This is a genomic window from Blautia sp. AM42-2, from assembly GCF_003480245.1.
GTDB lineage: Bacteria > Bacillota > Clostridia > Lachnospirales > Lachnospiraceae > Fusicatenibacter > Fusicatenibacter saccharivorans.
On the sequence record NZ_QUIM01000009.1, the window covers coordinates 37,556 to 62,866 of the forward strand.

The window sequence follows — 25,311 nt, forward strand, 5'->3', positions numbered from 1 at the left end:
GAAATATGTTTAAGAAGAAAGAAAAAACAATGAAAGAACCCAAAGAAAAGAAAGTGCGTACCATGAAAGTCGGGACACACAAGAAATCTGTCCTGCTTTTGTGGGCGGTACTTCTTGCAAGCACCAGTTTTGGCGTGTACAAGAACTTTACCGCCATTGACACCCACACGGTACATGAAAAAGAAATCATTCAGCTACGATTGAACGATACCAATGGGATTGAGAATTTCGTTAAGAACTTTGCGAAAGCCTACTACTCATGGGATACCAGCAAGGAAGCCATTGAAGCAAGGACAACAGAAATCAGTAAATACCTTACCAAAGAATTACAGGATTTGAACGCCGATACCATCAGAACGGACATACCAACCAGTGCGACCGTTACAAATGTGCTGGTCTGGAATGTAAAGCAGTCTGGAACGGACGATTTTACCGTTGCCTACGAAGTAGATCAGCAGGTAAAAGAGGGAGAACAGACACAGGCAGTCACAGAAAACTATACTGTAACCGTTCATGTGGATAAGGACGGTGCAATGGTCATTACCCAGAATCCTACCCTCGCTCCGGCAGTACAGAAATCAAAGTATGAACCGAAAGCACAGGAAGCCGATGTCAGTGTCAGCTCCGATACAGTCAAGGACGCTACCGCTTTCTTGGAAACATTCTTTAAGCTCTATCCGACAGCTACGGAAAAAGAACTTGCCTATTATGTTAAAGCCGGAGTGCTTGCTCCTGTCTCCGGCGACTATGTATTTTCAGAACTGGTAAACCCTGTCTTTACCAAAGACAGCAACAACCTCAAGGTCAGTGTGTCTGTGAAATATCTGGATAACAAGTCGAAAATGACACAAATCTCACAGTATGAGCTTTTACTTCATAAGGACGATAACTGGAAGATTGTAGGATAAAATCAAAAGGCTTACATTTCGGTATAGGGTGTAAGCCTTTTATTTGCTGTCATATATTACAAACGAATGGTTTGTTTTGCCAAAGAGAACAAAGAAAAAACGCTGCAATCCCGTAAAGGTTGCAACGTTTCTTTCTGTCATATTCAGTTGTGTACGGACAGCTTATTTGTCCGAGTTTTCGATTTCCGCAACCTCTTTCGCCGTAGCAGTCACAATCCTTAATCCCTTATCGCTGATATTGTCAAGCAGAGTATCAAGCTGCCGCCGCTGAGTGGATTTTTCAGTGTCTCTATTCGGAAAAAAGAATTGGTCTACCGATATGTTATAGCGTGTCACAAGCTCATAAAAGATTTGCAGGCTTGGTTGTTGTCCCTTATTTTCAATATTGGTAAGGTAACGCGGAGAAATATTCATTGCGTCGCTTACATCTTTGCGACTTTCCTTTCTCGCTGTCCGCGCCGCTTTTATCGCTTGCCCGAAAGCTGCGAAGTCATAAAGTGGTACAGGTCTTTTAGCCATAATTATTCACCCTGCTATATTGTATAGTTCCTAACTTTTTCAAGATACGTCTATACAATTCCTACATCTAGCTTAAATAATTCCTAATATATGATTGGATAAATTTTAAATTCTTTATGAAATCTTCAAAAATAGAAACTATTCTTTATTCATAATCAAAAGAAAGGGTATCACAAAATATGGAAATGATTTTAAAAACAACAAACCTTTGCAAATCTTTCAGCGGGCAAACGGTTGTAAACAATATTTCTCTGAACATTGAAAGAAATTCTGTCTATGGACTGCTTGGACCGAACGGAGCTGGAAAATCTACAACACTAAAAATGATTACTGGCATTTTGAAACCGACTTCTGGAAACATCGAATTTGACGGTCATACATGGAAGCGTAGCGACTTAAACCATATCGGGGCATTGATTGAAATGCCACCGCTTTATGAGAACCTAACCGCCTATGAAAATCTGAAAGTGAGAACTACCGTGTTAGGGCTGACAGATAAGCGGATTGACGAAGTGCTGCAAATCGTCCGGCTGACGGAAACAGGCAAGAAAAGAGCCGGACAGTTTTCTCTTGGTATGAAACAGCGTCTTGGAATTGCAGTTGCATTACTAAACAACCCGAAGCTGCTCATACTTGATGAACCAACCAACGGGCTTGACCCGATTGGGATTGAAGAACTTAGAGAGCTTATCCGTTCCTTTCCTGCAAAGGGTATTACCGTTATTTTATCAAGTCATATTCTCTCCGAGGTACAACAGACCGCTGACCACATCGGCATTATTGCGGGCGGCGTCTTAGGCTATGAGGGAAAACTTAATGCAAACGAAAATTTGGAACAGCTTTTTATGGACGTTGTAAAAAGCAATCACAGGGAGGGTTAAGGCATGGACTATCTAAAATCAGAACATTTGAAATTCAAGAGGACAATATCGAACAAACTGATTTTCATTGTTCCGCTAATTACGGCTATTTTTGCATGGCTTATGGGTGGATATATAGGGTATCAGTACATGACGCTTTACTGGTGGTATGCGTTCCTGCTTCCGGGAGCAATCGCAATTTTGTGTTCTTTGTCACACAGAAAAGAAGAAAACGCCGGGAAATACTATTCGGTATTTTCTATGCCTGTAAATCTTTCGAGATTTGAATTTGCCAAGGGCATTATCTTAGTCGAAAAACTGCTTGTTTCAGCGATATTTTTAGCATTGCTTATTTCTATCAGTAATATCATTGCTCCGGCAACGGCAGTATATTCTCTTTTACACAGCATTACAGGAAGTATCGGAATTATCCTTGCGTCTGTCTGGCAAATTCCTTTGTGTCTGTACTTAGCACGCAAAACGGGAATGTTTGTGCCGATTGTGTTAAATACAATACTTGGGATTGTCCTATCTACTGCTACCGCATTAGGAAATACAATAGCATGGTGGTTTGTACCGTATTGTTGGGCAGCAAAACTGGCAGAGCCACTTATGGGAATTGAAATAAACGGAACTTATGCGGGGAATTGTGGATTTTCTATAGCCATTATGATTTCCATTTCGTTGTCAATACTCTTGTTTCTTATTTTATCCTATGCCGACGCAAAGGATTTTTCCAAAGGGAGGTAGACAGAAATGGGTTTTATTTATGCGCTTCGTTCTGAACAGGAAAAAACGAAGCATACATCGTTTTGGGCTATTCATTTTTGTGTACCCGTTATGGGGGCATTGTTATTTCTTGCTTACTATTCCCAGTATGCCAGCACCGCAGACAGTAAAAAGCTCAAAATGATATTGGAAATTACGACAACGTTTTTTCCGGTGTTGATAAGCGTTATTGTTGGTCTGAACGTTGCACTGGAAGAAAAGGCTTCACACTTCCAAACGCTGCTTGCTGTACCAAACAGACACAAAAATATGCTTGCAAAATTAACTTATCTTTATGGTTCGGGGGTATTTGCATTGTTCTTTCTGTTCCTGTTATTTGTGATTGGCATACATCTTTTGGGAATGGCTGATACAGTGCAGCTCGGAATGCTCATTGGAGCCGCCGCCGGGATGGCTTTTTGTAATTTTATAATATACATCTTGCACCTGTTCCTTAGCTTCAAATTTGGATTAGGGTTATCCCTGTTTTGGGGCGTGTTTGAAAGTCTGCAATGTATCTTATATAGCAATATTGAGCTGAAAGGTGTAGCCCGGTATATCCCCTTTGCATGGTCTATGAATTGGGTACAGGATATTTTGAGCCGACAAATTTTCAACTATGGAACAGAAAAAATATGGATTGCAGCATTAACGACAGGTGGCTTGTTGCTGACCTTATTATGGTTTTCTCATTGGGAGGGAAGAAAAAATTATGAATAAAAGCAAAAAAATAATGCTACTTCTGCTGTTTACCTTTATCGTTTGTGTGGCTCTTGCTGGCTGTACTTTACAGGACAGAATCGAAGAATATTCCAGTGACAAGGAACAATGCTATTTGAATACGGAAAATGTAACACGTTTTTCCTATAAAGGTAACGATTACACCATTTTGGCAGATACCGTATCAAATGGCGGGCTTGGAGAATGGATTGGATATATCCGGCAGCTGGCTGCCATAGACGAGAACGGAAAAATATTGCTGCAAGAAAATGTTGAAACGGTGACTTTTCAATCCTTAGCGGATTTGGCGGAGAAAGCACCAGAAGCCGCTTACATTATTCCTTTTCTCAATGTATATGCGGCTCCTAACGCAGACGATTATCTTATTGTAGATGTAAACGGAGGGTATCATAAAGCTGTTATCAGCAAAAATGTCAAAGATAGCGATACTGTTTTTGATTTTAAGAAAACAGAAGAATCTATAAATGACAGCTTTGAAGTCAATCCAGAAAATGCGACACAACTTCTTTGGGGCGGGACGGTTTATCAAGTAACGTCTGATATGGTATCAGATGATGAATTAGGCAGCTACATTGATATTCTCGCTGAAAGTGTTACATTCGATACAGAAACGAAAATCCCTTTGTCAAAAGAAGATTTAAGCAAGATTGACTGGTACGGGGAAAATGCCGGACAGGGGCGAGAGTTTTGGTTTTACACAGATGTCTATGAGATTTACGGAACCGATAAAGCGGAAGCGGTTGCGGTCAATGTAAATGATAACTACTATATTGCAAAGCGACAATGACAGCTTTCCTACCTTCCTACCCTTGGAGCTTGTGTTATACTAAAAAGGACAACGAAAGGAGGCAACAATATGGCAACGATCCTTATGATTGATGATGAACAGGCTATTTTAGAGCTTGTCAAAAACGGGCTGCGAAAGGATGGGCATTTCGTGACCACTTATACCTCTGCCGCACAGGTACCGATTGATAAGCTGAACAGATATGACTTGATTATACTGGATATTATGATGCCAGATGTAGACGGCTTTTCCTATTGTGATAAAATTCGTTCCCTTGTAGACTGTCCTATTCTTTTTCTGACGGCAAAGACAATGGAGCATGACATCACATTTGGGCTTGGTCTGGGAGCAGACGACTATCTGACAAAACCATTTCGTATTGCAGAATTGCGGGCGAGAGTAAACGCCCACTTACGGCGTGAACGTAGGGAACGACATACCGCACTTACCTTTGACCGCATAAAAATTGATTTATCTGAAAAAGAATTACGGGTAGATAACACGCCTGTTGCCTTAACGAAAAGCGAATATCTGATTTGTGAATATCTTGCAAGGAATAAAGGACAGGTATTTTCAAAAGAACAGATTTACGAAGCTGTTTTCAGCTTAGAGGGCGACAGTGATAATTCTACGATTTCTACTCATATCAAGAATATCCGGTCAAAATTGAACAAACTGGATATTCAGCCGATAGCGACAGTCTGGGGGATTGGGTATAAATGGGAATAAAAAAAACAACATCACTGAAAGCGTCTTTTTGGAAATTCTTATGTATGCTTCTGATTGGGCTAATAGGTGCGGTGGTGATACCATTCAGTCTTATTTTAGCCGGAACCAGTACGGGACTTATTACCTATGCGGATTATTCAGAACGCAGTGCAAAAAACCTTGTTCCTGTTATTGCTGCAACGCCGGATTTGACAGATGTGCAGCTTCCTATGGGTTGCAAGTATTTGGTGCTGGATAAGAATTATCAAGTGACAGAAACGACCTTAGAGGGCGACGATTTAGACCGGGCTATGGAATACGCAATATCCGGGAAGATAAATACAAACCTCAACAAACAGTATTTGCTTGTGACCCGCGAAAATGAATATGTGGTGCTACAATATTACATCGGCTCACAATTTACAAATGAATGGCTTTATGAACATTTTCCCTCACCGGAAATTCTGCTTTATATTCTCATAGCAATCAACTGTATTGCGGTATGCGTGATATTGACAGCGAAGTTTGCAAAAAATATGCGGGCGCAGCTCTCCCCGCTTTTTGAAGCAACAAGGCAGGTTGCCGGACAAAATCTTGATTTTGAAGTGGAACATTCAAAAATCAAAGAATTTGAGGATGTACTTTGTTCTTTTGCTAATATGAAAGATAATCTGAAAATATCTTTAGAGAAGCAATGGCACGCGGAACAATTACAAAGAGAACAGATTGCAGCACTCGCTCATGATTTGAAAACACCTTTGACCGTCATTCAAGGAAATATTGATTTGATAAGTGAAACAGAGCTTGACGACGAGCAACGTCTATATGCGGGTTACATCACTGAAAGTTCCGAGCAGATAGGCATTTATATTAAGACGTTAATTGACATTTCCCGGACAGTCGCCGGGTATCAGCTTCATTTAGAAAAATTTGATATAGCTGATTACATGAGACGGATTGAAACGCAGGCAAGCTCTTTATGCCTTACTAAAGGAATTTGTCTGCACATGGAAACGGGAGCTGACTTGGGCGCACTCAAAGCGGATAAGTTGCTGTTGGAACGGGCAATTATGAATGTGATAAGCAATGCGTTAGACTACTCTCCAACACAGGGGACAATTTATGTAACAGTGCAAATGACAGACTGCTTTTTGCACATATCCATAACAGACGAGGGAAGCGGCTTCACGCCAGAGTCCCTACACCATGCACAGGAACAGTTTTTCATGGGCGACAAAAGCAGAATTTCTAATATGCACTTTGGTATGGGACTTTATATCACGAGCAGCATTATCAAGCAACATGGCGGGCAGCTTGTTTTAAGCAATTCTAAAAAGACTGGCGGCGCACAGGTTATTATCAAAATTCCATATTAGAAATTTGGTGAGCGGTACTGCGGTATCGCTCATTATTTTTCAAATCTTTATGAAATCCACAAAATTAACATATAGCATATAAGTAAAGAATAAAAATGCAATCTGCCGGACGACGGCAAAAGAAAAAAAGCCGTCGTGGAGCAGACATATTTTCATGCGCGTATGAAACGGCGACTTTGATTTTCAGAGCCGCCGTTTCTTTGCGTTTACACAAACCTATGACGACTTGCAGGGACACGGTAGCCGATTGGAGGTTGATTTACCGTGTCTGTTTTGGTTATTCATAGTGTACATGAGTTACATCAATTAAAAAAAGCGTAGCTCCCTCTCCGGGTAATTTCGACTATAAATACGAACTGACAATTCAATATACTGGCTTTTTTATTTCCTATGCGTTTACTTGCGTTCTGCGAGCAGACGCATTTTGTCTTTTTTATAACATAAAGAATTTTTTTGATTCTGCAACAAATCACACCCTGCTGTACAGATATGGTGCGGAAAGAGGGATACATACTTTTTACTTCATAACGGAAAGGGGGTGTGATTGTGAAACCGTCAGACTTCCAAAAGACGATACAGTGTCAGTTCGACTGTAAGCTCAAAAAAGTTGTGAAAGGAATTGTCCGTAATTACCGCAAGGAATTAGCCAGACGACAGGCAAAGGAAGTATCCTTTTGTGAGCTTCCAGAGATTGTTGTTGAGAAATTGATTGTATGGGACGATTACGAAAGTGAATATACAACATTCGATGTGTGCGGTACAGAAATCCGTGTACTTGATGAAGAACTTGCAGAAGCACTGAAACAGTTGCCGGAGCAGAGTCGGAACATTGTATTGATGTTTTTCTTCTTGGATATGAGCGATTCGGAGATAGGCGAAAAGCTGAACATCAACCGAAGCACATCATACAGACACAGAAGAAATTCACTTGAAGAAATCAGAAAGCAGTTAAAGGAGAAGAAAACAAATGAAGAATAAGCAACACACACTTCCATCATTTTTTCTCATATCATCAGCCGTGGACGGTAACGAAAACGCCATAGAAAAGCTGTTGTTATTCTATGAAGCCTACATATCAAAATGCTGTTTACGCCCGTTTTACGATGAATACGGCAACGTATACATTGTGGTTGATATGGAATTAAAGGGACGTATCAGAGAAGCCCTTTTGAAAATGATATGTGAATTTGAAATAGACGAACATTAAGTAATATTTGAGCGGAGCATGATTTAACAAACTCCCCTCTTTCCTGTTCCGCTTTTTCTTATCATTCTGTATCAGTCCATTTGTAAAAATGAATTGATACAGGCTGACAAGAGCCTAACAGTTCTTTGATAAGTGAATAAAGCAGTCAGATACGTTTGTGCTTGCAGTGAGCCATCAGAGGTTGTACGCCGTGACTTTTCCAATCGGGAGATAGCGATTCATGCAATGATCTGGGAGCGACCGTTGGAAAAGTCGTTCTGCCATGACCTGCAACACAGGATAATGATACACCCGTATGACACGGTTCAGCCCACAGGAATGGGAATGGTTGAGATACCAGCGGAGCTTGCCGAAGCCGTCTGACTGCTTGTAAAAAAGCACATAGTAAAGGAGAGTGATACTTTTACTGGTGTGCAGAAAATGACGATAATACAGGTCGGTAAAAGGAGGGTTGACAGATGAACAAAACAAAAGAAAGACCAACCTCACAGCCGATAACGGTAAATATAGATAAATTGTCTGCAATGTTATCTTGTGGTCATGCTACTGCAAGAAAGATTGGAGAACAGGCAGGAGCAAAAATTGTGATTGGACGTAGGGTTCTTTATTCGGTAGAAAAAGTCAAAAATTACCTCTCATATCTGGAAGAATAACACCCTTTTTCATTTATGTTTCTTGTGATATATGGTATAATATTTATAGACATAACCACGTCATGAGAACAAAAAAGGGGGCTATTACAGAAAGGAATGTTTCTCATGGCAAATAGCAGAAAAGACCATAAAGGAAGAAAATTAAGAGAGGGCGAAAGCTGGCGTAAAGATGGTAGATATAGTTACCGTTATACAGATATAAGAAGTGGAAAACGTCTGACAGTATATGCAAAGGATTTACCGGAATTAAGGGAAAAGGAAAAGCAGATTGTAAAAGACTTGGAAGATAACATTTTAACGGATGGAGCAATCAAAAAACTTACTCTTAATAAATTGTTTGAAAGATATATGTCTACTAGGGAGCTGAAAGAATCCACTAGAGCAAATTATCTGAAAACATGGGAGAATCGTGTCAAAGATGAAATTGGAAACATCAAGGTTATTCAGATTTTACCATCACACATCAAATCGTTTTACTCAAAACTTTCTAAAGCAGGATACGCATATTCTACAATAAAATTTATTAACAATATGATTTATCCGGCACTGGAAATGGCTGTTGATGATGATATTATCCGCAAAAATCCGGCAAAGTTTTCTATCAGTGATTATGGTAGACAGGCAGAAGAACGTATTGCCTTAACAGTTTTACAACAGGAAAAAATGCTGGAATTTGTGAAAAATAATCAAGTATACAATACCTATTATCCAATGCTTAGAATCATGTTAGGAACAGGTGTAAGGTGCGGAGAACTGATTGGATTGACTTGGGAAGATGTAGATGTCAGAACAAAAGCGGTAAGTATTGACCATCAGTTGATTTATAAAGATTTAGGAGATGGCTATAAATTCCATATTTCCACGCCAAAGACGGATTCTGGAATCCGAACTATCCCTATGACATCAGATGTACAAAGAGCATTTGAAGAACAAAAGAAATTAAACTTTATGCTTCAAAAAGGAAAAGATGTTGAGATAGACGGTTATAAAGGATTCATTTTCATGGCAAAGTCCGGCAGACCGCTCATGCCTAGTGCAATAAACAATATCTTATATAATATTGTAGACGCATATAACAAAAAAGAAGTTCAAATTGCAAAGACTGAACATAGAAATGCTGAATTGTTACCAACGGTATCCGCTCACATTATGCGACATACGGCTTGTACCAGAATGGCAGAAAAAAGAATGGACGTAAAAGTTCTTCAATATATTATGGGACACGCCCACATAGACGTAACGATGGACGTATACAACCATGTAAGTGAGATGTCCAGAATTGAGAGTGAAATCACAAGACTGGAAAGCGTAGCAATTAGCTGACACCAAAAATAAAAAATTGGTGTCAAAATGGTGTCAAACCAAGAAAAAGTGATGATTATAAGGAAGAAAAAGTGTTGCAAACCCCGTAAAATCAAGGTTTGCAAAAAAAATCTCAAAAAATTAGCACTCACCTCTTGACAGTGCTAATAATAAGTGTTATATTACAGCTAGAACAAAGGAAGAGGGATACAAAGAGAGGAAAAGAAGAAAACCTCCGGTACCCGGAAGCCTTTCCGTTCCAAAGAAACAGGTAAACAAAAAGATCCGGTGAAAAGAAAAACCGGAGAAAAAGCATGGATCAGGTTCCATGAGAAGAATAAGAAGGAGCGATGACTTATGTTAATGCCTAGTATTTTTGGAGAAAATTTATTTGATGACTTTTTCAACGATTTTCCGTTCTATGATTATGACAAAGAGATGAAGAATACAGAAAAGAAACTGTATGGCCGCAAAGCCAGCCATGTGATGAAAACAGATATTCGCGAGCTGGATGATGGCTACGAGGTAGTGGTTGACCTTCCGGGCTTCACAAAAGATGAAGTTCAGGCCACACTGGAAAATGGTTATCTGACCATCAGTGCAGAGAAAGGTCTTGACAAAGACGAGAAAGAAAAAGAGAGCGGCCGCTACATCCGTAAAGAGCGTTACGCAGGTGCATGCAGCAGAAGCTTCTATGTAGGTGAGGATATTACCGAAGAGGATATCAAGGCTGAATTTAAACACGGTCTGCTGAAACTCTTCGTACCGAAGAAGGAAGCAAAACCGGCTGTGGAGCAGAAAAAGACAATCTCCATTGAAGGATAAAAGAAAAAAAGCAAAAGCGTTTGCCGCCCGGGAATTTTAACATTCCCGGGCGGCAAAATTTTTATTTTTTCCGGTACATCCTGAAGGAAAGAATCCGGAATACGCGGGGCGGATATACGTGATTTTCGGATTCGGAAAATAAATTGTATACAATAATGTACTTGCTATTTGGGAACAGGTCGGATACAATAGGCGTGACAATTACAAAATGAGAGAACTCGTATCAAAAGGAGAAATCATGAAGAAAAGAAGAAGCGTACTTGCGCTGCTTTTAGTTGCAGCTCTTACTGTTGTACTTGGCGGATGCCAGGATGGCAAGGATGGGAAAGCAGATTCTTCCGATACCACAAGTTCTCAGGTATCAACGGAATCAACCCCGACAGGGGAGCCTGTTATGGGAGGTTCCATCACGGTAGGAATTCCTCAGGACATTGAGGATAGTCTTGACCCACACAAATCTGTTGCGGCAGGAACGAAAGAAATCCTATTCAATATTTATGAGGGCCTTGTAAAGCCCGATGAAGAAGGAAATCTGAACGATGCGGTGGCAGAGAGCCATTCGATCTCGGAGGATGGAAAGGTTTATACCTTCAAGCTCCGGAATGGTGTCAAATTCCACGATGGAACGACCGTCACTGCAGAGGATGTAAAATATTCAATCGAACGCTGTGCGGGTATCAACGGAGACGGAACGCCTCTGGTAGAGGCATTTTCCAATGTAGACAAGGTTGAAATTCCGGACGAGAGCACGATCGACATCTATTTAAAAGAGGCAGACACCGAGTTTCTTGCCTATCTGACGGTGGCGATTGTACCTGAGCATGTGGAAGATCTGGAAGCAGATCCGGTCGGAACAGGCCCGTTCCACTATGTATCACGGTCCCCGCAGGAAAACATTGTCCTTGAAAAATTCAGCGATTACTGGGATACGGAAAATCAGGCGTATCTGGACAAGGTAACATTTCGAATTGTCAAGGACAGCAATGCAGTCGTAACAAACCTGAAATCCGGTACACTGGACATGTATGCACGTCTCAGTTCCACACAGACAGCGCAGCTTGCCGAAGATTCCGATTTTACGATTTATGACGGCGGTATGAACCTGGTACAGGCGCTGTATCTGAACAATGCCGTGGAACCGCTCAACAATGTGAAGGTGCGCCAGGCGCTCTGCTATGCGGCAAACCGTCAGGAAGTGCTGGATATGATTGCGGACGGAAAAGGAACGATCATCGGAAGCAGCATGTTCCCGGCATTTGGAAAATATTATGTGCCGGAACTGTCAGAGCGATATAATCAGGATATTGAGAAGGCAAAAGAACTGTTAAAAGAAGCCGGATACCCAGATGGATTTGAGCTTACGATTACAGTGCCAAACAATTATCAGCAGCATATCGATACAGCCCAGGTTCTGGTAGAGCAGCTTAAAGCGATCGGTGTTACTGCCAAAATTCAGCAGGTCGAGTGGGACAGCTGGCTGTCGGATGTATATGCAGACCGGAAGTTCCAGTCCACGGTTGTCGGCGTTGACGCGGCATATCTGACCGGACGCGCGTTGCTGGAACGGTTTACCTCAACATCATCCAAGAACTTTATCAACTACAGCAACGAAGAGTATGATAAACTGTATCAGCAGGTTAAGACCAGCACGGATGAAGAGGAGCAGGTTGAGCTTTACAAAAAAATGGAAACACTGCTCTGTGACGATGCGGCAAACCTGTATATCGAGGATATGGCATGTGAGGTTGCTCTTCGGAGCGACTTTGCGGGCTATCGGTTCTATCCGCTGTATGTGCAGGATATGGCGAAAATTTATAAAGTAAAATAAAAATCAAATTATAGGGGACTCAAAAGGCAGAGGGAAAAGAAAAACTCTCATTCAATTGTCAAATGCTGCCGGAAGAGTCCCCTGTAATTATTAGTAGAAATCCCGAAAATATGTTAGGCTTGACTTTTTTTCCGACACTGCCTACTATAGAAAAAGACAGAGAAAACGTAAGGGCTCCGCGGCAATGCAGGAGGCCTTTTTTTAAAAGAAGGGGGAACCATGACAGATTTTCTGGTAAGACGTTTTGTAAAAGATTATGAGAAAACCGACAACGCGGATGTGCGCACGAGCTACGGCATTTTGTCAAGCATCGTGGGAATCTGCTGCAACATTCTGCTGTTTACGGCAAAGCTGCTGATCGGTGCCGGAATGAACTCTTTGGCGATCATGGCGGATGCGTTCAATAACCTTTCCGATGCGGCATCTTCGGTCATCAGCTTCGTCGGTGTGAAGATGGCAAACAAACCGGCCGACAAAGAGCATCCGTTCGGGCATGGGCGGATCGAGTATATTGCAGCGCTGATCGTTTCGTTTCTGGTTATTGAAGTCGGCTTTACGTTTTTAAAGAGCTCCCTGGAGAAAATCCGCAATCCGGAAGAGATCACATTTCAGATGGTTCCGTTTTTGATTCTGGTGCTCTCGGTTGGTGTAAAGCTGTGGATGGCGCTTTTCAACCGAAAACTGGGAAACCGCATTCAGTCGAAGGTGATGCTGGCAACGTCGGCGGATTCCATGGGCGACGTGATCACGACGAGCGCAACGATCGCTTCTACATTGATCTGCCATTTCCTTTCGGTTAATATCGACGCAATCGCAGGACTTGTTGTGGCGGTACTCGTTATGTGGTCCGGTATTTCCATTGCAAAAGATACATTGGAACCGCTGATTGGGCAGGGCGCGGATCCGGATCTGTATGCACGGATCATGAAAGAGGTTGCTTCCTATGAAGGAATTGTAGGAACCCATGATCTGATTGTCCACAACTACGGGCCTGGCAGAAGTATGGCATCGATCCATGCGGAGGTGCCGCGAGATGTCGATATCGAGGTATCGCATGATATTATCGACCGCATTGAACATGAGGTCGGTGAAAAACTGGGGATTCTGCTGGTCATCCACATGGATCCGGTGGAGATCCACGATGCGACGGTTCTTGCGACAAAGGAGAAGGTAAGAAACGTAATTTCCATTCTCGATCCGGAGCTTTCCTTCCACGATTTCCGTATGATCAACGGGGCGGAGAAAAAGAAGCTGATTTTTGATCTTGAAATCCCGTATTCTTATAAGAAGAAAGACTGTGATCGCGTGATCGGGCAGATCGGGGCGCTGATGAAGGAAATGGATGAGAAGTATGAATGCGTCGTCAACATCGACAAAAAATACGTGGCGGGAGAGTGACAACGGCCGGGTTGAGCCGTCAAATCCCTTCCAAAATGTTCCAAAAGTCAGTTTTTTGAAAAAAATAAAAAAATTTCAAAAAAGGTGTTGACTTTTCTCTTGCGATAGTGTATTATACATCTTGTCGCAAGGCAATGGGCTATCGCCAAACGGTAAGGCAACGGACTCTGACTCCGTCAGTTCCTGGTTCGAATCCAGGTAGCCCAGCTCATTGAAAGGTCTCAGGTCTCGTACCTGAGGCCTTTTTCGATTTGTGCAGGCAATGAGCCAAAGTCTGTGTTTGCTCGAAACTTTGGCGAACATCCGCTTGACAAAACATTTTCGGTCAAAGATTAAAAATATAGCAGGAGGAACCAAACGATGAAGTATTCCTTTACAAGCAGAATCCGCTACAGCGAAATCGGTGAGGACGGAAATCTCACCCTGCCGGGGCTGATCAATTACTTTCAGGACTGCAGTACCTTCCAGTCGGAAGCGATCGGCGAGGGCGTTGCGGAGCTCAAAAAACGAGGCTGTGCCTGGGTGCTGTCCGCGTGGCAGATTCATGTGCGCCGCAATCCATCCCTCGGTGAAGCGGTAAAAATCACTACATGGGCGAGCGGCTTCAAAGGATTTCTTGGCATGCGTAACTTCACGATGGAAACAGAAGACGGCGAAATGCTCGCCTGTGCCAACTCCATCTGGTCTTACGTCAATATGGAAACGGGTCATCCCGTCCGCGCACCGAAAGAGACGACAGACGCCTACGGCATTGACGGTCCGATCGACGAGGATTTCGGCGAGCGCAAAGTGAAAATGCCGGAAGCAGATTTCATCGGCGAACCGTTCCCGGTGCGGCCGCACAACCTCGATACGAACCACCACGTCAACAACGCACAGTTCATTTCCCTTGCCGGTGAATGCCTTCCGAAGAACTTCACCGTGCGCCGGATGCGCGCCGAATACAAACAGCAGGCGCACCTCGGTGACGTCCTGCATCCGCTGCGCGCCGAGACGGAAAACGGCTGTTTTATCTCGCTGAACGATGAAAAAGGACAGCCATACGTAGTTGTGGAATTTCAATGATTGTGGTACAATCGGAAAGAATAAGATACGATACGAACGTAATAAACACAATGAGGAAAGGGGAATTTGCCATGAGAGCGCAGAACCTTACACTGTTAACCGATTTATATGAACTTACCATGATGCAGGGCTACTACGAGAACCCGTCCGATCAGATCGTGGTATTTGATGCATTTTACAGAAAGAATCCATGCGGCGGCGCATACGCCGTATGTGCAGGACTTGAGCAGGTAATCGAGTATGTCCGCGATCTTCACTTTTCACCGGATGACATCGACTATCTCCGTTCCCTCCATATTTTCAACGATGATTTCCTGGAGTATTTAAGAGGCTTCCATTTCACCGGAGATATCTATGCGATCCCGGAAGGAACCGTCGTATTCCCAAGAGAACCGCTCTTAAAAGTTGTCGCTCCGATCATGGAGGCACAGCTTGTAGAGACCGCGATTCTGAACATGATCAACCATCAGAGCCTGATCGCGACGAAAGCATCCCGCGTTGTTTACGCGGCAAAGGGCGACGGCATCATGGAGTTTGGACTCCGCCGTGCACAGGGACCGGATGCCGGTATCTACGGCGCGCGTGCTGCCATGATCGGCGGCTGCATCGGAACCTCCAATGTCCTGACCGGACAGATGTTTGACGTTCCAGTCAAGGGAACCCACGCACACAGCTGGATCATGAGCTTCCCGGATGAGTACACCGCATTCAAAACGTATGCGAAAATGTATCCGAAAGCCTGCATTCTTCTCGTAGACACCTACGATGTTCTCGAATCCGGTGTTCCGAATGCGATCCGCGTCTTCAAAGAGATGAGAGCAGAGGGCTTACCGATGAAGGGCTACGGCATCCGCATCGACAGCGGTGACCTGGCTTACCTGTCGAAAAAAGCATATCAGATGCTCGAGGCAGAAGGTTTCGGCGATGCCATCATTTCCGCATCCAGTGACCTCGATGAGTACCTGATCGACAGCCTGAAAACCCAGGGTGCGAAGATCAATTCCTGGGGCGTCGGCACCAACCTGATCACATCCGGTGACTGGCCGGCATTCGGCGGCGTTTACAAGCTGGCAGCAGCAAAAGATAAAGATGACGCAGAATTCACACCGAAGATCAAGCTGTCCGAGAACTCCGAGAAAGTAACAAACCCGGGCAATAAGACGATTTATCGTATTTATGATAAAGAAACCGGAAAGATCCGTGCCGACCTGATCTGCCTCGCAGACGAGACCTTCGACGAGAGCAAAGATATGATCATCTTCGACCCGATCGAGACCTGGAAAAAGACAAAGATCAAAGGCGGAACCTACACCTTACGCGAGCTCCTCGTTCCGATTTTCCAGAAGGGCGCATGCGTCTACACTTCTCCATCCGTCATGGAGATCCGCGACATCTGCACCAGAGAGAAAGATACCCTCTGGGAGGAGTCCAAACGTCTGGTCAATCCGCATGAGGTTTACGTGGATCTGTCCGACAAGCTGTACCACATCAAGAGCGACCTGCTCGAGGAGATGAGCATGAAGGCTCTCGGCGAGCAGTAAGAAAGGAAGTCAAATGTTAAATATAGGAAGAAAGCAAAAGCTGGTAGTAGTAAAGAAAGTAGAATTCGGTATTTATCTTGGGGAGACCCGGGAAGCAGGCGAGAAGGAACGCGTTCTTCTGCCGATCAAACAGGTGCCGGAAGGAACAAAAGAGGGAGATGAGCTGGAAGTATTTCTGTACCGCGATTCCAGCGACCGTCTGATTGCGACAACCAGAGAGCCGAAGCTGGTGCTTGGAGAGCTGGCTGTCTTAAACGTAGCTGCTACCGGAAAGATCGGAGCATTTCTGGACTGGGGTCTGGAAAAAGATCTGTTTCTTCCGTTTAAACAGCAGACCCGCCGCCTCCATCCAGGTGATGAGGTTCTGGTTTCCCTCTACATCGACAAGAGCGACCGTCTCTGCGCAACGATGAAGGTTTACCATTTCCTGAAAACCAATTCTCCGTACGTCGTAGGCGATACCGTAAAGGGAAGAATCTACGAGATCAGCGGAAACTTCGGCGTTTTCGTTGCTGTTGATGACCGCTACTCCGGCCTGATTCCAAAGAGAGAAGCACAGGCAGACTATCATGTCGGCCAGGAACTTGAGTGCCGCGTTACAGAAGTCAAAGAGGACGGAAAACTCTCCCTGTCCGCACGCGGAAAAGCGTACGAGCAGATCGCAATCGATGCAGAGAGCGTTCTTTCTGTGATCGAGGAATTTGCAGGTGTCCTTCCGTTTGATGACAAAGCATCACCGGAAGTGATTCAGAGAGAATTTGGCCTCAGCAAAGCAGCATTTAAGCGCGCGGTCGGCCATCTGATGAAAGAAAAACAGGTTGTCATCCGCGACGGTAAAATCTGGACGGCAGAAAAAGCAAAATAAGAAAAGATCGGGCACTGGACAGGAAGCACATCCTCTCCGGTGTCCGTTTTTTTGTGTCAGACAGCAGATAAAATTTTGAAATTTTTTCTGCGCCCGGTTTGCGGTTGCGCGAAGAGAGGATTGCGCTTATAATATGATCTATATGACAAAAAATGACACAGGATCTGATGGAGAGCGATGAAGAAAAAGAAAAGTAAGAAAAAAACATCCTTTATTTCCAAAACCGCAATGACGGTTTTGACGATCATTCTGATTATTCTGTTTTTCTGCATTATGTCGATGGTCGAGAAAATACAGGGAACGGCCCGCGTTGTCAACTATGCCGGTCTGGTACGCGGAAAAACGCAGCGGATTATCAAGCTGGAGGATGCGGGAGAACCGCAGGATACGATGATTGCAGACATCAACGCTTATATCGACGGTCTGCAGAACGGAAGCAGCGAGCTGGATCTGGTGCGCCTGGATGACCGGGATTTTCAGGATAAGATGACTGAGCTGGCATCGTATTTTGAAGAGCTGAAGGCAGAGATTCTGCTGGTGCGTGAAAAAGGATATGAGAATACCGCGATTATCGAAAAGAGTGAGACCTTTTTCAAAATCTGTGACGAGGCGACGGGCCTTGCGGAAGCGTATTCGCAGAGAATGGCGTCTTCGCTGAAGAAGCTGGAGCAGGTAGTAGTAGGAGATATCATCGGTCTGGTGTTTGTCATCGGCATGGAGCTGATCAAGGCCGTCCGCTATGCGGCGATGAACCGTATTCTGCAGAAGAAAATCTATCTCGATGAGGCGACGGGCCTGCCAAATAAAAATAAATGCGAAGAGATTCTGGAGGGAAGCGACGGAGGAGAAGAAATTTCCGGCGTGTATGCGGTCTGTGTGTTTGACCTCAACAATCTGCGCACGATCAACAACAGTCTGGGTCACGACAAGGGAGACGAATATATCCGTTCCTTTGCCGTTCAGCTTCGAAAAGCAGTCCCGGAGGAGTATTTCGTCGGAAGAAACGGCGGAGATGAGTTTCTTGCCATTCTGCGCGGACTGAACCGCGAAGAAGTGGAAGCGTGCATGAATCACATCCGCACGCAGACGGCAGAATATTCCCGCCAGCACCCGGAGATGCCGATCAGCTACGCCGGAGGCTATGCACTGTCCACGGAATTTGAAGACTGTGATATCCGGGAACTGTTCCGCCATGCGGACCAGAACATGTATATCGACAAAAACCGCGCGAAGATGGAAGAATCCGCCGCAGAGCGGAAGATCAGCCTGGAAGCGCTGGACGTCGTAAAGAAAAAGGGATACCATTTTTCCAACTGTATTTACTGTAATGCAAGACAGGACCAGTACCGGATTCTGCGCGCCGTTTCGGGCTTTTTCCTTGCCGAGGACGGCAGCTATACCGGTGCGGCCGAGCATATTGTGCAGGGCATCACGGATGAGGAAAAGAGAAAGGAAATGCGTAGAATGCTGGATCTTACCCATCTGAAGGAGTGCTATCAGAAGGGAGAAGAGAGCGTAGAAATTCTGTGCGAGTATCGGGAGGGCAGCGAAGGGGAAGCGCTCTGCCGGGGAAAAGTCACCATTCTGTTCTACGACGCGGCCGAGGACGGCGGACTGCACCATTTTCTGATGGGCTTTGAGCGGTTCCGCTTCAATGAGGAAGCTGCTCGGAATGAAAAAGAACAGCTCGACCAATACTATGAACAGATGAAACAGTCGATCATTGAAAACAGCCACTACGCCGAGGCACTTCTCGAGACGGCCGAGGCCGTGTTCGCCGTTGATCTGACGAATGATTCGCTGGAGCAGATTTTTTACCACAGCGGGCAGAAGAAATTTGGCCTCAATATAGATCTGCCGTGTTCCTACGAGAAATACTGCGGGGAATGCAGTGCTTTTGTCGCGGAGGAGACATTGGAATCATACCGCATTGTGGATTCCTCGAAGAAACTGCTGCAGCGCTTTGAAAACGGAGATAAGCAGGTAGTCGTGGAGTATCAGGAAACAGATGAGTCCGGCAGAAGAATATGGCTGCAGAAGACGGTTCTTATGTCACAGGATACCGTCTACGACCGAAAGACAAAGCGGGAGAGCGTTGTGGTACACGGCATGATCCTTTTCCGTGATACGTCAGAGTTCCACAGCCGGGAAGAGAGGGAGAAGATACAGCTTCAGGATGCCTTTAGAGCTGCAGACAGTGCAAGTCGTGCAAAAACAGAATTTATGAACCGCATGAGCCACGATGTGCGCACGCCGATCAATGGCATTATGGGCATGCTGGATATCATCCGCAAAAACCGGCAGGATGAGGCAAAAGTGGACGACTGCCTCGATAAAATCAATCTTTCCGCAAGCCATCTGCTGGCACTCGTCAACGATGTGCTCGATATGAATAAGCTGGAGTCCGGAAAAGAGACGATCGAGAGCGCTTCTTTTGACCTGAAGCATCTGATGGATGATGTGGCATCCCTTGTCAATGCGCAGATTACGGAGATGGGTATTACCCACTGTACGCACCGCGGTGAGCTGACGCACACGAGACTGATCGGCAGTCCGCTGCGCCTGCGGCAGATTATGCTGAATCTCTTCAGCAATGCAATCAAGTACAACAAGCCGGGCGGAATGATCGATACGTATGCGGGCGAAGTCTCCTGCGACGGAACCCGGGTCGTCTACGAGTTCCGCATCACGGACAGCGGCATCGGAATGAGCAGCGAATTTATCGAAAAAGAGCTGTTCCATCCGTTCACACAGGAGAAGTCTGGTGCGAGAACGCAGTACAAGGGAACGGGCCTTGGCATGTCGATCGTCAAAGAACTGATCGAAAAAATGCAGGGCACGATCGAGGTAACGAGCCAGCAGGGCGTCGGAACGACGTATGTATTCCGGCTTCCGTTTTATATTGACTGCGAGGGACAGCGGATTCAGGAAGTAAAGACACGGATCGCAGGAAAAGAGCTTGTCCGCTTCCACGTTCTGCTTGTCGAGGATAATGAGATCAACATGGAAATCGCCGAGTTTTACCTGACCGATCACGGTGCGACGGTGGAAGAGGCATGGAACGGCCGCGAGGCGGTCGAAAAGTATGCGGCGAATCCGCAGAAATTTGATGTGATTTTAATGGATCTGATGATGCCTGTGATGGGCGGCCTTGAGGCAGCGCGGCAGATCCGCACCATGGAGCTTCCGGAAGCAAAACAAGTCCCGATCATCCCGATGACGGCGCAGTCCTCCGAAGAGAGCAAAGAGGGATGCCGCGCAGCGGGCATGAACAGCCATCTGACCAAGCCGATCGAGCCGGACAGCCTGGTGCAGACGATCTTGGAGACAACGGAACATGCCTTTGGAAAATAGAGGAGAAAACGATGAGTTTTACGCATTTACATGTACATACCGAATACAGCCTTCTGGACGGATCGAACAAGATCAAAGAGTACGTTGCCAGAGTCAAGGAGCTTGGCATGAACAGCGCCGCGATCACCGATCACGGCGTCATGTTCGGCTGTATCGATTTTTATAAAGAAGCCCGCGCGCAGGGCATCAAGCCGATCCTCGGCTGTGAGGTTTACGTGGCGCCGGGTTCCCGTTTCGACCGCGAAACCAGCCGCGGAGAGGACCGGTACTACCATCTGGTTCTGCTGGCGGAAAATAATACGGGCTATTCCAATCTGATGAAGATTGTTTCGGCGGGCTTTATCGATGGATTTTACTATAAGCCGCGTGTCGACATGGAGATTCTGGAAAAGTATCACGAGGGCATTATCGCGCTTTCCGCCTGCCTTGCAGGTGAGGTGGCGCGTGCGATGGTGCGGAACCAGTACGAGCTGGGAAAAGAGGCCGCACTGCGGTATGAGAAGATTTTCGGAAAAGGTAATTTCTTCCTGGAACTGCAGGATCACGGCATCTCGGAGCAGCGGATGGTCAATCAGCAGCTGATGCGCCTCTCGGCAGAAACCGGCATCGAGCTGGTGGCGACGAATGATATTCACTACACGTACGCAGAAGATGCGGATTCCCACGATATTCTTCTGTGCCTGCAGACCGGAAAGAAGATCACGGATGAGGACCGCATGCGCTACGAGGGCGGCCAGTATTTCGTGAAATCCGAGGCGGAGATGGCATCGCTCTTCCCGTATGCACCGCAGGCAATCGAAAATACACAGAAAATTGCAGACCGGTGTAATGTGGAGATCGAATTTGGTGTCACGAAACTTCCGAAATTCGATGTGCCGGAAGGATACACTTCCTGGGAATACTTAAATAAGCTCTGCTACGACGGCCTCGAGGAACGGTATCACCCGGCGACGGATGAACTGAAAGCGCGGCTGAAATACGAGCTTGATACGATCAAAACGATGGGTTACGTCGATTACTTCCTGATCGTGTGGGATTTCATCAAATTTGCGCGCGATCACGACATCATGGTCGGACCGGGACGAGGATCGGCGGCCGGAAGTATTGTTTCCTACACCCTTGGCATCACACAGCTGGATCCGATGCGGTACCAGCTCCTGTTCGAGCGTTTCCTGAACCCGGAACGAGTTACCATGCCTGATATCGACGTGGATTTCTGCTTCGAACGCCGCCCGGAGGTCATCGACTATGTAACGAGAAAATACGGCAAGGACCGCGTTGTACAGATCGTCACATTCGGTACACTGGCGGCGCGCGGTGTCATCCGCGATGTCGGCCGTGTGCTGGATATGCCGTATGCACAGGTCGATTCGATCGCGAAGATGATTCCGAATGAGCTGAATATCACGATCGACAAGGCACTGCAGATGAACCACGAGCTGCGGGAGCTGTACCAGGGCAATGAAGAGGTTGCACATCTGATCGACATGTCACGGAGACTTGAAGGTCTGCCGCGCCACACGTCGATGCACGCCGCCGGTGTTGTCATCGGCTCGCGTCCGCTGGTGGAATTTGTGCCGCTCTCGCGAGGAAGCGACGGAACGATCGTCACGCAGTTCACGATGACGACGCTTGAGGAACTGGGACTTCTGAAAATGGACTTCTTAGGGCTTCGGACCCTGACCGTCATTCAGAATGCGACAAAGCTCGCAGAGCGTTACAGCAATAAGAAAATTGATCTGCTTCACATCGATTACAACGATCCGAAAGTGCTCGGCATGATCGGCGCATCGAAAACGGTCGGTGTGTTCCAGCTCGAGAGTGCGGGAATGAAAAACTTCATGAAGGAGTTAAAACCGCAGAGCCTCGAGGATATCATCGCCGGAATTTCCCTGTACCGGCCGGGCCCGATGGATTTTATTCCGCAGTACATCAAAGGAAAAAACAACCCGGAATCCGTTACGTACGATACACCGCTCTTAAAACCGATTCTGGAGCCGACGTATGGCTGTATCGTCTACCAGGAACAGGTTATGCAGATCGTACAGGCACTGGCGGGCTATTCGCTTGGACGGGCCGATCTGGTGCGCCGCGCGATGTCGAAGAAAAAGGCATCCGTCATGGAAAAAGAGCGCCAGAATTTCGTTTATGGAAACGAGGCCGAGGGCGTGCCGGGCTGTATCAAAAACGGCATTGATGAGAAGACAGCGAACAAGATCTACGACGAGATGATCGACTTCGCGAAATACGCCTTCAACAAATCCCATGCGGCGGCGTACGCGTTCGTATCGTACCAGACGGCATGGCTGAAATACTATTACCCGGTTGAGTTCATGGCGGCTCTGATGACCTCCTGCATCGATAACCCGGGAAAAGTCGCAGAGTATATCTTGAGTTCCCGCCAGATGGGTATTTCCATTCTGCCGCCGGACATCAACCGAAGCGAAGGAAAATTCACGGTGGACGGCCAGGCGATCCGCTATGGCATGGCGGCGGTCAAAGGCATCGGAAAGCCGGTCATGGAGGCGATCGTGGAGGAGCGGAGTGCAAACGGACCGTTCCGCTCGTTAAAGGATTTCGCGGAGCGCCTGAGCGGAAAAGAAGTCAACAAGCGGACTGTCGAGAACTTTATCAAGGCGGGTGCATTCGACTGCTTCGGCGTGACGAGAAAGCAGCTCATGTTCGTCTACGCCAATGTGCTCGATGATGTGGCGCGTGAGAAAAAAGATTCGTTAAGCGGCCAGATGAGTCTGTTTGATTTTGTAGATGAGACGACCAAACGGTCGTATGAAACGGTGTACCCGGATGTCGGAGAGTACGAAAAGAGTGATCTTTTGGCGCTCGAAAAAGAGGTGCTCGGCATCTACGTCAGCGGTCATCCGCTCGAGGAGCAGGAGGAGTGCTGGCGGAAGAACATTTCCGCGGTAACGACAGACTTCCAGCCGGATGAGGAGACGGGTTTCCCATCCGTCACCGACGGCGCGAAAGAGATTGTCGGCGGCATTATCACGGATAAAAAAATCAAATATACAAAGAATAACAAGACAATGGCATTTCTCACACTCGAGGACCTCGTCGGCAGTATGGAAATCGTCGTATTCCCGCGCGATTACGAGAAAAACGCAGCGATGATGCAGACCGATGCGCGTGTCTTCATCCAGGGCCGTGTTTCCGCGGAGGATGATAAGCCGAGCAAGCTGATCTGCGAGAAAATTTTCCCGTTTGCAGGCATCCCGAAAGAGCTCTGGATCCAGTTCCCGGACAAGGAAACGTACGAGAGAGAAGTGGCGGATCTGTACCAGATGCTGCATGAATCCGACGGCAAGGACAGTGTGATTCTCTACATCAAATCGATCAAGGCAATGAAAAAACTGCCGCCGAGCCGCAATGTGCAGGCAGATGCCCGTATGGTGGCGTCACTTCAGGCAAAATTCGGTACCGGAAACGTGAAAGTTGTAGAAAAGAGTATTGAAAAAAGGGCCTGAATGCTTTAAAATAAAACTGTGTGTGATTAATAAATAAAACTACTCGTTTATTAATGTGTGTGATGAGATGGAGGAATTCATATGGCAACGACTAACAAGGTAAAGACAATCGGAGTGCTTACCAGCGGTGGTGATGCACCAGGTATGAACGCAGCGATCCGTGCAGCCGTAAGAAGAGGTCTGCAGAAGGGCGTTCAGATGAAAGGTATCCTGAAAGGCTACGACGGACTGATGAACGAAGAAATCATCGACATGACAGCCCGCGATGTATCCGACACCATCGAGCGCGGAGGTACCATCCTTTATACCGCCCGCTGCGCAGAGATGCGTACACCGGAAGGCCAGAAACGTGCTGCAGATGTCTGCAGAAAACACGGCATCGACGGACTGGTAGTTATCGGCGGAGACGGATCTTTTGCAGGAGCGCAGAAACTGGCAGCTCTTGGAATTAACACCGTAGGTGTACCGGGAACCATCGACCTGGATATCGCCTGCACAGAATATACCATCGGTTTTGATACCGCGGTAAACACTGCAATGGAAGCCATTGATAAAGTAAGAGATACTTCCACTTCCCATGAGAGATGCTCGATCATCGAGGTTATGGGACGTAATGCCGGATATATCGCTCTGTGGTGCGGTATCGCAAACGGCGCAGAGGATATTCTTCTTCCGGAGAAATACGATTACGATGAGCAGAAGATCATCAACAACATCATCGAGAACCGTAGAAAAGGCAAAAAACATCATATCATCGTAAATGCTGAGGGCATCGGCCATTCCACCAGCATGGCGCGCAGAATCGAAGCTGCAACCGGCATCGAGACCCGTGCAACGATCCTTGGACATATGCAGCGTGGAGGAAGCCCGACATGTAAAGACCGTGTATATGCGTCCATCATGGGTGCTTACGCAGTTGACCTTCTTTTGGAAGGCAAAACAGACCGCGTTGTTGCATACAAGAACGGTGAGTATGTAGATTACGATATCGATGAGGCACTGTCCATGACAAAGACTCTGCCGGAATATCAGTGGGAGATCGCAAGAGCTCTTTCTTATAACTATACAAAATAAAAAAGTATCACGAAACAGACTGTTTTTAGCAAGCAGTCTGTTTCATT

The 25,311-nt window shown here is 46.0% G+C and carries 21 protein-coding genes and 1 tRNA gene; 21 read left to right on the forward strand and 1 reads right to left on the reverse strand.

All coding sequences use genetic code 11. The features are described from left to right. Positions 1-5: 5 nt before the first annotated feature. Positions 6-908 carry a conjugal transfer protein gene (locus tag DW915_RS10815; protein ID WP_005423203.1) on the forward strand — a complete coding sequence of 301 codons (903 nt, stop codon included), beginning with the start codon at positions 6-8 and terminating at the stop codon, positions 906-908. A gap of 162 nt (positions 909-1,070) precedes the next feature. Here the strand turns inward: DW915_RS10815 and DW915_RS10820 are convergent, their stop codons facing one another. Beyond that, positions 1,071-1,427 (reverse strand): helix-turn-helix transcriptional regulator, encoded by a 357-nt coding sequence (locus DW915_RS10820; protein WP_005423204.1) that lies wholly within the window; start codon positions 1,425-1,427, stop codon positions 1,071-1,073. 179 nt (positions 1,428-1,606) lie between these two features. Here DW915_RS10820 and DW915_RS10825 point away from each other — a divergent pair, with 179 nt between their 5' ends. The 20 genes from DW915_RS10825 to pfkA all read left to right on the forward strand — a co-directional run bounded on the left by DW915_RS10825 (position 1,607) and on the right by pfkA (position 25,264). Further along, positions 1,607-2,308 carry a lantibiotic protection ABC transporter ATP-binding protein gene (locus tag DW915_RS10825; RefSeq protein ID WP_005423205.1) on the forward strand — a complete coding sequence of 234 codons (702 nt, stop codon included), beginning with the start codon at positions 1,607-1,609 and terminating at the stop codon, positions 2,306-2,308. 3 nt (positions 2,309-2,311) lie between these two features. After that, positions 2,312-3,037 (forward strand): lantibiotic immunity ABC transporter MutE/EpiE family permease subunit, encoded by a 726-nt coding sequence (locus tag DW915_RS10830; RefSeq protein WP_005423207.1) that lies wholly within the window; start codon positions 2,312-2,314, stop codon positions 3,035-3,037. Between the two features lie 6 nt (positions 3,038-3,043). Continuing rightward, positions 3,044-3,775: a lantibiotic immunity ABC transporter MutG family permease subunit gene (locus DW915_RS10835; RefSeq protein WP_005423209.1), complete on the forward strand. Its 732-nt coding sequence runs from the start codon at positions 3,044-3,046 to the stop codon at positions 3,773-3,775. Beyond that, on the forward strand, positions 3,768-4,583 hold the full coding sequence (locus DW915_RS10840) for a NisI/SpaI family lantibiotic immunity lipoprotein (protein WP_005423210.1): 816 nt from the start codon (positions 3,768-3,770) through the stop codon (positions 4,581-4,583). Before DW915_RS10835 ends, DW915_RS10840 begins: the two co-directional genes overlap by 8 nt. A 69-nt stretch (positions 4,584-4,652) precedes the next feature. Further along, positions 4,653-5,312: a response regulator transcription factor gene (locus DW915_RS10845; protein WP_005423211.1), complete on the forward strand. Its 660-nt coding sequence runs from the start codon at positions 4,653-4,655 to the stop codon at positions 5,310-5,312. Beyond that, on the forward strand, positions 5,303-6,667 hold the full coding sequence (locus DW915_RS10850; RefSeq protein ID WP_005423212.1) for a sensor histidine kinase: 1,365 nt from the start codon (positions 5,303-5,305) through the stop codon (positions 6,665-6,667). The genes DW915_RS10845 and DW915_RS10850 overlap by 10 nt, the downstream gene beginning before the upstream one ends. 546 nt (positions 6,668-7,213) lie before the next feature. Further along, positions 7,214-7,645, forward strand: coding sequence for an RNA polymerase sigma factor (locus tag DW915_RS10855; protein WP_044925118.1), 432 nt, complete (start codon positions 7,214-7,216; stop codon positions 7,643-7,645). Then, positions 7,635-7,874 (forward strand): helix-turn-helix domain-containing protein, encoded by a 240-nt coding sequence (locus tag DW915_RS10860; RefSeq protein WP_005423216.1) that lies wholly within the window; start codon positions 7,635-7,637, stop codon positions 7,872-7,874. Before DW915_RS10855 ends, DW915_RS10860 begins: the two co-directional genes overlap by 11 nt. Positions 7,875-8,332: 458 nt before the next feature. After that, positions 8,333-8,527 (forward strand): hypothetical protein, encoded by a 195-nt coding sequence (locus DW915_RS10870; protein ID WP_005423220.1) that lies wholly within the window; start codon positions 8,333-8,335, stop codon positions 8,525-8,527. Between the two features lie 105 nt (positions 8,528-8,632). Then, positions 8,633-9,850, forward strand: a complete 1,218-nt coding sequence (locus DW915_RS10875) for a tyrosine-type recombinase/integrase (protein WP_044925121.1) — start codon at positions 8,633-8,635, stop codon at positions 9,848-9,850. Between the two features lie 336 nt (positions 9,851-10,186). After that, complete coding sequence (locus tag DW915_RS10880) at positions 10,187-10,654, forward strand: Hsp20/alpha crystallin family protein (RefSeq protein WP_118742122.1); 468 nt, start codon at positions 10,187-10,189, stop codon at positions 10,652-10,654. 238 nt (positions 10,655-10,892) lie between these two features. Continuing rightward, positions 10,893-12,482, forward strand: coding sequence for an ABC transporter substrate-binding protein (locus tag DW915_RS10885; protein WP_055218982.1), 1,590 nt, complete (start codon positions 10,893-10,895; stop codon positions 12,480-12,482). 219 nt (positions 12,483-12,701) lie between these two features. Further along, entirely contained in the window at positions 12,702-13,880 is a 1,179-nt protein-coding gene (locus DW915_RS10890; RefSeq protein ID WP_055226259.1) for a cation diffusion facilitator family transporter, read from the forward strand. Between the two features lie 135 nt (positions 13,881-14,015). Next, positions 14,016-14,087, forward strand: a tRNA-Gln gene (locus tag DW915_RS10895). Between the two features lie 153 nt (positions 14,088-14,240). Continuing rightward, a complete protein-coding gene (locus DW915_RS10900) occupies positions 14,241-14,945 on the forward strand; it encodes an acyl-[acyl-carrier-protein] thioesterase (RefSeq protein WP_118742123.1) in 705 nt (234 codons plus the stop codon). Between the two features lie 71 nt (positions 14,946-15,016). Beyond that, the gene (locus DW915_RS10905) at positions 15,017-16,486 is read left to right on the forward strand and encodes a nicotinate phosphoribosyltransferase (protein ID WP_118742124.1); all 1,470 of its coding nucleotides are present in this window, start codon (positions 15,017-15,019) and stop codon (positions 16,484-16,486) included. Between the two features lie 13 nt (positions 16,487-16,499). Continuing rightward, positions 16,500-17,351, forward strand: a complete 852-nt coding sequence (locus DW915_RS10910; RefSeq protein WP_055218974.1) for a CvfB family protein — start codon at positions 16,500-16,502, stop codon at positions 17,349-17,351. A gap of 177 nt (positions 17,352-17,528) precedes the next feature. After that, complete coding sequence (locus DW915_RS10915; protein WP_118742125.1) at positions 17,529-20,705, forward strand: ATP-binding protein; 3,177 nt, start codon at positions 17,529-17,531, stop codon at positions 20,703-20,705. Between the two features lie 11 nt (positions 20,706-20,716). Next, positions 20,717-24,190, forward strand: a complete 3,474-nt coding sequence (locus tag DW915_RS10920; protein WP_118742126.1) for a DNA polymerase III subunit alpha — start codon at positions 20,717-20,719, stop codon at positions 24,188-24,190. 81 nt (positions 24,191-24,271) lie between these two features. Next, the gene (pfkA, locus tag DW915_RS10925) at positions 24,272-25,264 is read left to right on the forward strand and encodes a 6-phosphofructokinase (protein WP_022462041.1); all 993 of its coding nucleotides are present in this window, start codon (positions 24,272-24,274) and stop codon (positions 25,262-25,264) included. Positions 25,265-25,311: the final 47 nt, after the last annotated feature.

What these genes read in the sequence shown, in the direction of transcription:
- DW915_RS10830 (WP_005423207.1), top strand. Translation starts at nt 2,312, where the DNA reads ATGGACTATCTAAAATCAGAACATTTGAAATTCAAGAGGACAATATCG.
- DW915_RS10900 (WP_118742123.1), top strand. Translation starts at nt 14,241, where the DNA reads ATGAAGTATTCCTTTACAAGCAGAATCCGCTACAGCGAAATCGGTGAG.
- DW915_RS10820 (WP_005423204.1), bottom strand. Translation starts at nt 1,427, where the DNA reads ATGGCTAAAAGACCTGTACCACTTTATGACTTCGCAGCTTTCGGGCAA.
- DW915_RS10825 (WP_005423205.1), top strand. Translation starts at nt 1,607, where the DNA reads ATGGAAATGATTTTAAAAACAACAAACCTTTGCAAATCTTTCAGCGGG.
- DW915_RS10850 (WP_005423212.1), top strand. Translation starts at nt 5,303, where the DNA reads ATGGGAATAAAAAAAACAACATCACTGAAAGCGTCTTTTTGGAAATTC.
- DW915_RS10910 (WP_055218974.1), top strand. Translation starts at nt 16,500, where the DNA reads ATGTTAAATATAGGAAGAAAGCAAAAGCTGGTAGTAGTAAAGAAAGTA.
- DW915_RS10875 (WP_044925121.1), top strand. Translation starts at nt 8,633, where the DNA reads ATGGCAAATAGCAGAAAAGACCATAAAGGAAGAAAATTAAGAGAGGGC.
- pfkA (WP_022462041.1), top strand. Translation starts at nt 24,272, where the DNA reads ATGGCAACGACTAACAAGGTAAAGACAATCGGAGTGCTTACCAGCGGT.
- DW915_RS10815 (WP_005423203.1), top strand. Translation starts at nt 6, where the DNA reads ATGTTTAAGAAGAAAGAAAAAACAATGAAAGAACCCAAAGAAAAGAAA.
- DW915_RS10840 (WP_005423210.1), top strand. Translation starts at nt 3,768, where the DNA reads ATGAATAAAAGCAAAAAAATAATGCTACTTCTGCTGTTTACCTTTATC.
- DW915_RS10905 (WP_118742124.1), top strand. Translation starts at nt 15,017, where the DNA reads ATGAGAGCGCAGAACCTTACACTGTTAACCGATTTATATGAACTTACC.
- DW915_RS10915 (WP_118742125.1), top strand. Translation starts at nt 17,529, where the DNA reads ATGAAGAAAAAGAAAAGTAAGAAAAAAACATCCTTTATTTCCAAAACC.
- DW915_RS10890 (WP_055226259.1), top strand. Translation starts at nt 12,702, where the DNA reads ATGACAGATTTTCTGGTAAGACGTTTTGTAAAAGATTATGAGAAAACC.
- DW915_RS10845 (WP_005423211.1), top strand. Translation starts at nt 4,653, where the DNA reads ATGGCAACGATCCTTATGATTGATGATGAACAGGCTATTTTAGAGCTT.
- DW915_RS10870 (WP_005423220.1), top strand. Translation starts at nt 8,333, where the DNA reads ATGAACAAAACAAAAGAAAGACCAACCTCACAGCCGATAACGGTAAAT.
- DW915_RS10835 (WP_005423209.1), top strand. Translation starts at nt 3,044, where the DNA reads ATGGGTTTTATTTATGCGCTTCGTTCTGAACAGGAAAAAACGAAGCAT.
- DW915_RS10880 (WP_118742122.1), top strand. Translation starts at nt 10,187, where the DNA reads ATGTTAATGCCTAGTATTTTTGGAGAAAATTTATTTGATGACTTTTTC.
- DW915_RS10920 (WP_118742126.1), top strand. Translation starts at nt 20,717, where the DNA reads ATGAGTTTTACGCATTTACATGTACATACCGAATACAGCCTTCTGGAC.
- DW915_RS10885 (WP_055218982.1), top strand. Translation starts at nt 10,893, where the DNA reads ATGAAGAAAAGAAGAAGCGTACTTGCGCTGCTTTTAGTTGCAGCTCTT.
- DW915_RS10860 (WP_005423216.1), top strand. Translation starts at nt 7,635, where the DNA reads ATGAAGAATAAGCAACACACACTTCCATCATTTTTTCTCATATCATCA.